This window comes from Rhodoferax sp. (genome assembly GCF_010365055.1).
In the GTDB taxonomy this organism is placed as follows: Bacteria; Pseudomonadota; Gammaproteobacteria; order Burkholderiales; family Burkholderiaceae_C; genus Rhodoferax.
Map to the genome: position 1 here is coordinate 1 of NZ_JAAFHA010000111.1, position 10,102 is coordinate 10,102.

Annotated in this window: 8 protein-coding genes and 1 pseudogene; 1 reads left to right on the forward strand and 8 read right to left on the reverse strand. The window is 61.6% G+C overall.

All coding sequences use genetic code 11. The features are described from left to right. Nucleotides 1–320 precede the first annotated feature (320 nt). The 6 genes from GZ093_RS17980 to GZ093_RS18005 all read right to left on the reverse strand — a co-directional run bounded on the left by GZ093_RS17980 (nt 321) and on the right by GZ093_RS18005 (nt 7,235). Nucleotides 321–1,451: an acyl-CoA dehydrogenase family protein gene (locus tag GZ093_RS17980; RefSeq protein ID WP_296488670.1), complete on the reverse strand. Its 1,131-nt coding sequence runs from the start codon at nt 1,449–1,451 to the stop codon at nt 321–323. An 83-nt stretch (nt 1,452–1,534) separates the two neighbouring features. Continuing rightward, on the reverse strand, nt 1,535–2,728 hold the full coding sequence (locus tag GZ093_RS17985) for an acetyl-CoA C-acyltransferase (RefSeq protein WP_296488673.1): 1,194 nt from the start codon (nt 2,726–2,728) through the stop codon (nt 1,535–1,537). A 76-nt stretch (nt 2,729–2,804) separates the two neighbouring features. Next, nucleotides 2,805–4,652, reverse strand: a complete 1,848-nt coding sequence (aceK, locus tag GZ093_RS17990; RefSeq protein WP_296488676.1) for a bifunctional isocitrate dehydrogenase kinase/phosphatase — start codon at nt 4,650–4,652, stop codon at nt 2,805–2,807. Between the two features lie 67 nt (nt 4,653–4,719). Further along, on the reverse strand, nt 4,720–5,406 hold the full coding sequence (can, locus tag GZ093_RS17995) for a carbonate dehydratase (protein WP_296488678.1): 687 nt from the start codon (nt 5,404–5,406) through the stop codon (nt 4,720–4,722). 111 nt (nt 5,407–5,517) lie between these two features. Next, nucleotides 5,518–6,696 carry an isovaleryl-CoA dehydrogenase gene (locus GZ093_RS18000; protein ID WP_296488679.1) on the reverse strand — a complete coding sequence of 393 codons (1,179 nt, stop codon included), beginning with the start codon at nt 6,694–6,696 and terminating at the stop codon, nt 5,518–5,520. 98 nt (nt 6,697–6,794) lie between these two features. Continuing rightward, nucleotides 6,795–7,235 carry a MerR family DNA-binding transcriptional regulator gene (locus GZ093_RS18005; protein ID WP_296488681.1) on the reverse strand — a complete coding sequence of 147 codons (441 nt, stop codon included), beginning with the start codon at nt 7,233–7,235 and terminating at the stop codon, nt 6,795–6,797. A gap of 108 nt (nt 7,236–7,343) precedes the next feature. Between GZ093_RS18005 and GZ093_RS18010 the strand changes: the two genes are divergently transcribed. Next, complete coding sequence (locus GZ093_RS18010) at nt 7,344–8,444, forward strand: MBL fold metallo-hydrolase (protein ID WP_296488683.1); 1,101 nt, start codon at nt 7,344–7,346, stop codon at nt 8,442–8,444. A 27-nt stretch (nt 8,445–8,471) separates the two neighbouring features. Here the strand turns inward: GZ093_RS18010 and GZ093_RS18015 are convergent, their stop codons facing one another. After that, a complete protein-coding gene (locus GZ093_RS18015) occupies nt 8,472–9,797 on the reverse strand; it encodes an anaerobic C4-dicarboxylate transporter (protein ID WP_296488686.1) in 1,326 nt (441 codons plus the stop codon). A gap of 48 nt (nt 9,798–9,845) precedes the next feature. Further along, nucleotides 9,846–10,102, reverse strand: a pseudogene (gene aspA / locus GZ093_RS18020) (aspartate ammonia-lyase); the annotation flags it as partial.

Below are 10,102 nucleotides of genomic sequence, written 5' to 3' on the forward strand. Positions count from 1 at the left end.
CGGGCCGCTGTCAGCGCGGTTTCAGGCGTGAGTGACTTGGTCTGAAATGTCGTCACTTGCGCGAGCAACGCACTTGAAAGCGCGAAGAGGGCGAGTGAGATGCTGGCTTTTTTGTACATGGAAAAATCCTTTAGGCCGTTGACGGCTGACAGTCGACATTCTGACCGATTCTGTACACCGGCGTCTTGTGGGCGGGTTGTCGGCAATGACCTCGGGGCGCTGCGCAACCAGCCGCAACACAACGCGTTCGATGCCGGCGCGGCCATTGCCAACTCACAGCCGTAAGGACTTGGATTGGCCACAACGGGACTCACCTTTTGTCACGCCAGCGCCCTTTGAATGATGATCTTCTGCACGTCCGAGGTGCCTTCATAGATCTGGCAGACGCGCACGTCGCGGTAGATGCGCTCGACGGGAAAGTCGCTGACATAGCCGTAGCCGCCCAACGTCTGGATCGCGGCGCTGCAGACCTTCTCCGCAATTTCACTGGCAAACAGTTTCGCCATGGCGGCTTCTTTCAGGCAGGGGCGACCGGCGTCGCGCAAGGATGCGGCGTGCCAGATGAGCTGGCGCGCGGCCTCCAGTTGCGTGGCGCAGTCGGCCAGCCGGAATCCGACCGCCTGGTGGTTGAAGATGGCGGTGCCGAAGCTTTGCCGCTCCTTGGCGTAGGCCAGCGCCACCTCAAACGCGCTGCGCGCCATGCCCACACTTTGCGCGGCAATGCCGATGCGCCCACCCTCCAGGGCACCCAGGGCAATCTTGTAGCCCTCGCCCTCCTGGCCAATCAGGTTCTCGACCGGAATGCGGCAGTTGTCAAAGTTGATCTGCGCCGTGTCGCTGCTGTGCTGACCGAGCTTGTCTTCCAGCCGCGCCACCACGTAACCCGGCGCGCTGGTCGGCACGATGAAGGCGCTCATGCCCTTCTTGCCCGCGCCCTTGTCGGTGACGGCAATGACGATGGCCACGTCGCCGTTCTGGCCGCTGGTGATGAACTGCTTGACGCCGTTGATGACGTAAGCATCGCCTTCGCGCGTGGCCGTGGTGCGCAGGCCGGACGCGTCCGAGCCGACATGCGGCTCGGTCAGGCAAAACGCGCCCAGCAACTGGCCTTGCGCCAGCGGCGTCAGCCATTGCCTCTTCTGCGCGGCATTGCCATAAGCCATCAGGATGGCATTGACCGGGCAGTTGGTGACACTGATCGCGGTGCTGGTGCCACCGTCACCGGCGGCGATTTCTTCCAGCACCAGCGCCACCGTCAGGTAGTCCATATTGGCACCGCCCAGTTCTTCCGGCACGCAAATGCCGTAGGCGCCCAGCGCGGCCAGCCCCTGGTGCGCTTCCTTGGGAAAAGTGTGCTCCTTGTCCCACTGGGCGGCGTTGGGCCAGAGTTCAGCTTGGGCAAAGGCGCGCACCGCGTCGCGGATCATTTCCTGGTCTTGGGTTAGCAACATGGGGCATGCCTCTCAATCGTTCATCAAATTTATAAAAAAGGGGGCGCCAGCCCCCGTCCGTCTTGCGCAGACAGCTATTTAACTTATAGCATTTCAAGCGCCAGCGCGGTGCCTTCGCCGCCACCGATGCAGAGCGTGGCAAGGCCCTTTTTCAGGCCACGCGCCTGCAGCGCGTACAAGAGCGTCACGATGATGCGCGCGCCGCTGCAGCCAATCGGGTGGCCCAGCGCGCAGGCGCCGCCGTTGACGTTGACGATCTCGTGGCTGAGCTTGAGCTCGTGCATCAGCGCCATCGGCACCACGGCAAAAGCTTCATTGACTTCCCACAGGTCCACGTCTTTCACGGCCCAGCCGGCTTTGGCCAGGGCTTTTTGACTGGCGCCAATCGGCGCGGTCGAGAACCATTCGGGTTCTTGCGCATGCACGGCGTGGCTGACGATGCGCGCCAGCGGCTGGCAGCCCAGTTTGGCGGCGGTCGAGGCGCGCATCAGCACCAGCGCGGCGGCGCCGTCGTTGATGCTGGAACTGCTGGCGGCCGTGATGGTGCCGTCCTTTTTGAACGCCGGTTTCAGCGATGAAATCTTGTCGAGCTTGACCTTGCCGGGGCCCTGGTCGATGGAGATCACGGTGTCGCCAGTGCGGCCCTTGATCGTCACGGGCGCGATTTCAGCCGCAAAGGCGCCCGAGGTGGTCGCCGCTTGGGCGCGCTGCACGCTGGTGGTGGCAAAAGCGTCCTGCTGCGCGCGCGTGAAGCCGTATTTGGCGGCGCAGTCTTCGCCAAAGGTGCCCATCGAGCGACCGGCTTCGTAGGCGTCTTCGAGGCCGTCGAGCATCATGTGGTCAAAAATGCGGTCGTGGCCGATGCGGTAGCCGCCGCGCGCTTTTTGCAGCAGGTAGGGGGCGTTGGTCATGCTCTCCATGCCGCCGGCCATCAGCACGTCGGCACTGCCGGCGAGCAGCATGTCGTGGGCAAACATGGTGGCGCGCATGGCCGAGCCGCACATCTTGGACAGCGTGACGGCACCGGTGCTCTTGGGCAGGCCGCCCTTGAAACCGGCCTGGCGCGCCGGGGCCTGGCCCTGGCCGGCCATGAGGCAGTTGCCAAAGATCAGTTCGTCGACCATGTCGGCGCTGAGCGTGGAGCCTTTGATGGCACGCGTCAAAGCGGCCTGGATGGCGACGCCGCCCAGGTCGTGGGCCGCGAGGCCGGCAAAGTCGCCCTGAAAGCTGCCCTGGGGGGTGCGGGCAGCGCTGACGATAACGATGGAGTCATTCATATCAAGTCCTTTCAGTTAAAAATCGGGTTCAGCCCCCGTGTGTATTGCACGAGCAGCTATACAAAAGCGAGCAAAATCAGATTGACAAGGGCACAGCCGCATCGCCGATCTCCGGGTGAAAGCGCTTCGCCTGGTCATAGGGAAACACGTCGTACACATGGCCGGCCTGGATGCGCTCCTTGTGGCTTTGCCAGAAGGCCGCGTCCAGCAGGTCGGCGTGGTGCTTCATGAACACTTTTCGTACCGCCGGATTGCCGAGCAAAAAGGGCGCAAAGGTTTCGGGGAACACGTCGTGGGGGCCGACCTTGTACCAGACCTCGCCCGACATCTCGTCTTCTTCGTTGCGGGCCTGCGGCACTTTGCGGAAGTTGCAGTCTGTGATGTATTCGATCTCGTCGTAGTCGTAAAACACGACCTTGCCGTGGCGCGTGATGCCAAAGTTCTTCCAGAGCATGTCGCCCGGGAAGATGTTGGCGGCCACCAGGTCTTTCAGGGCGTTGCCGTACTCGATCACGCCGCGCTCGATCTGCTCGCGCGCCCGCAATGCCGCCGGGCTGGTGTCGTCCGGGTTGGCGCCGCCGGCGTCAAACGCCTCCTGCAGGTAAATGTTGAGCGGAATCATGCGCCGTTCAATATAGACATGCTTGATGATGACTTCAATGCGGCCGTCGCCGTCACGGTCGCTGATCTCCAACTGGCTGGGGGCGAATTTCTCCAGTTCGGCAATCAGTTCATCGTCAAAGCGCGCGCGCGGGAAACCCACTTCGCTGTACTCCAGCGTGTCGGCCATGCGCCCGACCCGGTCGTGCTGCTTGACCAACAGGTACTTGCCCTTGATCTGCTCGCGCGTGGTGTCTTTGGGCGGCGGGTAAAAATCTTTGATGACCTTGAACACGTAGGGGAACGAGGGCAAATCAAACACCAGCATCACCATGCCCTTGATGCCGGGGGCGATGCGAAATTTGTCGGTGGAGTGGCGCTGGTGGTGCAGGAAGTCGCGGTAAAACAGCGTCTTGCCCTGCTTGGCCAAGCCCAGCGCGTTGTAAATCTCATTGCGCGGCTTGCGCGGCATCATGCTGCGCAGGTACTGCACGTAGGCCGACGGTATTTCCATGTCCACCATGAAATAAGCGCGCGCAAAGCTGAACAGCATCAGCAGATCGTCCTCGCCAAACAAGACCGCGTCGATCACCAGTTGGCCGGCCTTGTTGTGCAGCACCGGCAGGGCAAAACCGAACTCGTTAAAGCCGTTGATCAGCTTACCAACGATGTAACAGCCTTTGTTGCGAAAAAACAAGCCCGACAGCACCTGGAACTGAAAATTGGCGCGCAGCTTGGCATCCCCCAGCTGCGCCGCCATGGCCGCCTGCACCAGCGCCGCATCGCCGGGCAAGTCTGCAAAGGGGCAGCGCAGATCAAAGTCAGTCACCATCTGCGCCAGCACCTGGGCCAGGCTGTCGTGCGTGGGGTAGTAGGAGCGGTAGGTCGGACTGGCCTCAGACTCGTCGTTTTCAATGTACTCGGTGCTCACGGCCGGGCGCACAAAGATGAAATCGTTCTGGAAATAGCTGTGGTGCAGGATCTTGGTCGTGACCGAGTTGAAGAAGGTTTCGGCCAGCTCGGGCTGGTGGTGGTCCACCAGCAGCCCGATGTAATGCAGTTTGACCTGCTGCCACACCTCCATCGGCTGCTCGTCGGCCTTGAACTCGCGCACCAGCCGCATGGACGCCTCACGCACGCGCAAGTCATAGAACTCGATGCGGTCGCGCTGGGCGCGCTGCTGGCCGTGCCAGTCGGCCGTCTCAAAGCGGTGCTTGGCGCGGCTTGATTCGGTTCTGAACAGCCGGTAGTGGCGGTTAAAGCCGTCCATCATGGCCTTGGCGATGTCGTAGGCCAGCGAGGAGTCGAGACGAGTGGGGAACATGTTGACTCTGTATTTAATAGCTGTTCAGGCAATGGATACGGGGGCTAGAGCCTGATTTCTTATAAATTCAGGCGACCAGGCCCGGGTCCGGCAAGTTGGGCAGCAGCGGGCGCGGATAGCGTTTGAACGCGCTGCGAAAGACGTTCACGACTTCGTCGGGGCGCTGCATCGTGACCCCCAGGTCTTTGACCAGACCGTCCTTGATGCCATAGCACCAGCCGTGCACCGCCACCTTTTGGCCGCGAGCCCAGGCGTCCTGCATCACGTTGCTCAAAGCCACGTTGCCAACTTGCTCGATCACGTTCATCTCGCACAGCACGTCTTCCTGCTCGGCCACGCTCAAATGGTCCAGGCGACGGCGGTGGCGCAGCTTGACGTCCAGCACATGGTGCAGCCAGTTGTCGGCCAGTCCGACGCGCGTGCCGCGCAAGGCCGCCAGCACGCCGCCGCAGCCGTAATGACCCACGACCATGATGTGCTCGACCTTGAGGTGATCGACCGCAAACTGGATCACCGACAGCGCGTTCAGGTCCGAATGCACCACCACATTGGCAATATTGCGGTGCACAAAGACTTCACCCGGCTCCAGCCCGGTGATCTCGTTGGCCGACACGCGGCTGTCGGAGCAGCCGATCCACAGGTATTTGGGCGACTGCTGGTGCGCCAGGCCGCTGAAGAAGCCCGGCCGCTGCGCTTCCATGCGCGCGGCCCAGTTGCGGTTGTTGTCAAACAGGTGTTGCAGAGGTGATGTCATGGGACGATCTTACTGATAGATTCGACCCGATGATGTTTCAAGGTCCGTTCGGGCTGAGCCTGTCGGAGCCCCAGGGCGAAGGATCCATACTTCATCGGGCCTTGGCAACAGTCAACAGGTCTGTGCAAACAGCTCGCGCCCGATCAGCATGCGGCGGATTTCGCTGGTGCCGGCACCAATCTCGTACAGCTTGGCGTCGCGCCACAGGCGCCCCAGCGGGTACTCGTTGATGTAGCCGTTGCCACCAAAAATCTGGATGCCCTCGCCTGCCATCCAGGTGGCTTTTTCAGCCGTCCACAAAATGACCGAGGCGCAGTCCTTGCGCACCTGGCGCACGTGCTCAGCCCCCAGCAAGTCGAGGTTCTTGGCCACCGTGTAGGCAAAGGCGCGCCCGGCCTGCAGCACCGTGTACATGTCGGCCACCTTGCCCTGGATCAGCTGGAATTCGCCAATGCTTTGGCCAAACTGCTTGCGGTCGTGGATGTAGGGGATCACGCTGTCCATCACCGCCTGCATGATGCCCAACGGCCCGCCGGTGAGCACGGCGCGCTCGTAGTCCAGCCCGCTCATCAGCACCTTGGCACCGTTGTTCAGGCCGCCCAGGATGTTAGCAAAGGGCACTTCGACGTTGTTGAACACCAGTTCACCGGTGCTGGAGCCGCGCATGCCGAGCTTGTCGAGCTTTTGCGCGATGGAAAAACCCTTCATTCCTTTTTCGATCAGAAACGCGGTGACGCCGCGCGCACCGAGCTCGGGCTCGCTCTTGGCATAGACCACCAGCGTGTCGGCATCGGGGCCGTTGGTGATCCACATCTTGCTGCCATTGAGCAGGTAGAAGCCGCCCTTGTCCTGCGCCTTGAGCTGCATCGACAGCACGTCGCTGCCGGCCCCCGCTTCGCTCATGGCAAGCGCGCCCACATGCTCGCCCGAGATCAGCTTGGGCAGGTATTTTTGGCGCTGCTCAGGGCTGCCGTTGCGCCTGATCTGGTTGACGCACAGGTTGCTGTGGGCGCCATAGCTCAGGCCCACCGAGGCCGAGGCCCGGCTGATTTCTTCCATCGCCACCATGTGCGCCAGGTAGCCCATGTTGGCGCCGCCGTATTCCTCACCCACGGTGATGCCCAGCAGGCCCAGGTCTCCCATCTTGCGCCACAGGTCCATCGGGAACTGGTCTTCTTGGTCCAGTTGGGCGGCGCGCGGTGCAATTTCTTTTTGCGCGAATTCGTAAACGGTATCGCGCAGGGCGTCGATGTCTTCACCGAGTTGGAAGTTAAGTCCGGGCAGGGTCATGGTTGTCTCCGTTGGGTTGAGTTAATCGGTTGCGAGCAGAGCGGGCCTTTTGCACGTCGCCGCGGTCTGTCCCGCAAATTTTTGGCAGGTCCGCTCCTCTATGCCGCATGGCTTTGAGCCGCCTTGGCCATCCTGCGGGTCGCGTCGGGCTTCTTGCGGCTGCTTGCCAGCAGGGCTCTGGCCTCACGCTGGTGCTCTTTGAGTTCATCGAGGTTGGCCTGCAGATCGGTCATCTGCGCCTCCAGCTGTTTTTGGTGCTCGGCCAGCACCAGCAAAAATTTTTGCAGCTGCGCGCCGGTGTCGCGCGGGCTGTCGTACATGTCGATGATTTCCTTGGCCTCGCTCAAGCTAAAACCCAGGCGCTTGGCGCGCAGCGTGAGCTTCAGGCGCGTGCGGTCACGCCCGCTGTAGACCCGCGAACGCCCGCCCGGGCCGGTGCGCTCGGGCTGCAACAGGCCCATGTCTTCATAAAAACGCATGGCCCGCGTGGTCAGATCAAACTCTTTGGCCAGATCGCTGATGTTGTAAGTAGGTGCCATAAAGGGTGTTCAACCTTGGTGACAGCAGCCGTGGGTGCGACCCCCTAAAATGCCGACCTTGATTGACGTTTACGTAAACGTCAATTATGTCGCAAATCTGGAGCCCGCTTGAAACCACCTGAACCGCTCGGCGCAAACCCAATCGCCGATGAACTTGAAAAACAGTTGCACTACCCGCTGGGCGACACCCTGCCCGCGCCAGGGAGCGCCGTCACGGTGGCGCCGGGCGTGAAATGGCTGCGCATGGGCCTGCCGTTTGCGCTCAATCACATCAACCTGTGGCTCTTGCGCGATGAAATTGACGGCCGGCCCGGCTGGAGCGTGGTCGACTGCTGCATCAGCTCCGAGCCGGCCAAGGCGCAGTGGGAACAGGTTTTTGAGCATGAGCTGGACGGCCTGCCGATCCTGCGCGTGCTCGTGACCCATATGCACCCGGACCACATCGGCCTGGCGCACTGGCTGTGCGAGCGCTGGCAGGCTCGGTTGTGGATCAGCGCCACTGACCACGGCATGGCACGCATCGGCAGCCAGGGCCCCAACGGTTTCAGCAGCGAGGCGGCGGCCAACTTTTTTGCCTTGCATGGACTCACCGACCCGGCCTCCCTTGAAAAGATCAGGGGCCGCGGCAGCTATTTTTCAACCCTGGTGCCGGCCGTGCCGCGCCAGTACCGGCGCCTGCAGGACGGCGACGTGCTCAGCATCGGCACGCGCGACTGGCGCTGCATCAGCGGCTACGGCCATGCGCCTGAACACATCGCGCTGTACTGCGACGAGCTGCAAGTCTTGATTGGCGGCGACATGATGCTGCCGCGCATCTCCACCAACGTCAGCGTCTACGACCAGGAGCCTGAATCGAATCCGCTCAAGCAGTTTCTGGAATCCATTGACAAGTTCAGAGGGCTGCCGGCCCAGACGCTCACCCTGCCGGCGCATGGCAAGCCGTTTACCGGCTTGCATGCGCGCATTGGGCAGTTGCACGATCACCACGCTGAGCGCCTGCTGGAGGTGATGCAGGCCTGCCTGGAGACACCGCGCAGCGCCGCCGAACTGCTGCCGCTGCTGTTCAAGCGTGCGCTCGACCTGCACCAGACCACCTTTGCGATGGGTGAGTCGATTGCCCATCTGCATGCGTTGTGGTTTGAGGGGCGATTGCAGCGCAGGCTCGGTGACGATGGGGTTTATCGCTTTGGGGCAAGCGCTGGCGTTTGAGCCGCTCATCGCCTGCCCCACCCCGGCTTAGAAGATCATGCGCGCGATCAACAAGCCGGTCGCGACCGACACCCCCGTGGCCACCAGTCCTGGAATCATGAACGAATGGTTCAGAACGTAGCGTCCTATTTTTGTGGTTCCGGACAGGTCGAAGTTGATCGCTGCGATCAGTGAGCCATAGGTTGGAATAAAGAAGTAGCCATTGACCGCCGGGAACATACCGATCAGGAACTGGGGCGGGATGCCCAGTACAACGCCCAGCGGCATCAACGCCCGGGTGGTCGCAGCCTGGCTGTAGAGCAACACCGAGGCCAGGAACAGGCCGAAGGCAAAGGTCCACGGCGCGACCTTCGCCCATTCACCAATCGCGGGAACAATCAGGTCCTTGTTGGCGGAAATGAAACTGTCACCGAGCCAGGCCAGACCAAAAATGCCGATGACCGCGACCACGCCGGCACGCAAGGTGGCGGTCTTGGGCACATCGTCCACAGCGACTTTGGTCACCAAAAGCATGATGGCCGCGATGGACATCATGATGATTTCGATGACGATGGGCATGGACAGTGGGCTTTTTGCCCCGGGCAGTTGCCGCAGAGCCGGGAAGAAACCAAACAGCACAACCAGAGCAACACCGCTCAGGAAAACGAAGGCCGCGAGCTTTGCCGTTGGTTTGAGCGCCGGGCGCTGCGCAGCCAATTGGGGCGGTGGAATCTCGCCTGCGGCGAGCCGCGCCTGGTACACCTTGTCGTCTTTGAGGTCCTTGCCGATGAACATCGAAACGATGGCGGCGGCGATGACGCCGACGAGCGTGGCGGGGACGCAAATCAGCAGGATCTCGCGCAGTCCCCAGTCGGTCATGCCCTTTTCAGCAAACATGCCGATCATGGCTGCGGTGGCCGCCGCCACCGGGCTTGCGGTGATGGCCTGCTGCGAGGCGATCGTGGCCACCGCCATGGGTCGCTCTGGTCGGATGCCATTGCGGTGTGCCGTCTCATAGATCACCGGGAGCAGCGGATAAACGATATGCCCCGTTCCGGCGAGGAAGGTGAAGGTCCAAGTGGTGAGCGGCGCGACGATCGTCACGTACTTCGGATTGGCCCGGATGATGCGCTCGGCGATACCAACCAGAAAGTCGATGCCGCCAGCGGCCTCCATGACCGACGCGGCCATGATGACGGCCAGGATGATCAGCATCACATCGACCGGCGGCGAGGTGGGCGTGATGCCAAAGGCACCGACCAACACCATCAAGCCCACCGCGCCCCACAAACCCAGGCCGATGCCTGAGGATCGTGCCCCCATCCAGATGGCCGCAAGCACGACCAGGAATTGAAGAACAATTGAAACGGTCATTTTGTTTTCTCTCTTTCTTGCTGGTTTCAGAGTTTATGGTGATCGCGCTTATTGCTCGAATTTCGGGCTGATCAGGTTTTCAAAGGAGAACACCTCGTTCCAGCGCTCTTGCGTCAGCAGTTTTCGCTCAAGGACGACGATGTCGTGCAGTGATTTGCCGGTTTCGGAGCCCTCGCGCGCGATTTCTGCGCACAGCTTGTAGCCCAGTGAAGGCTTGAGCACCGTGATGATGCCCAGCGAGTTCAACACCCGGCTGTGCATGTGTTCCACGTTGGCGGTGACGCCCTGGATGCAGTTGACATTGA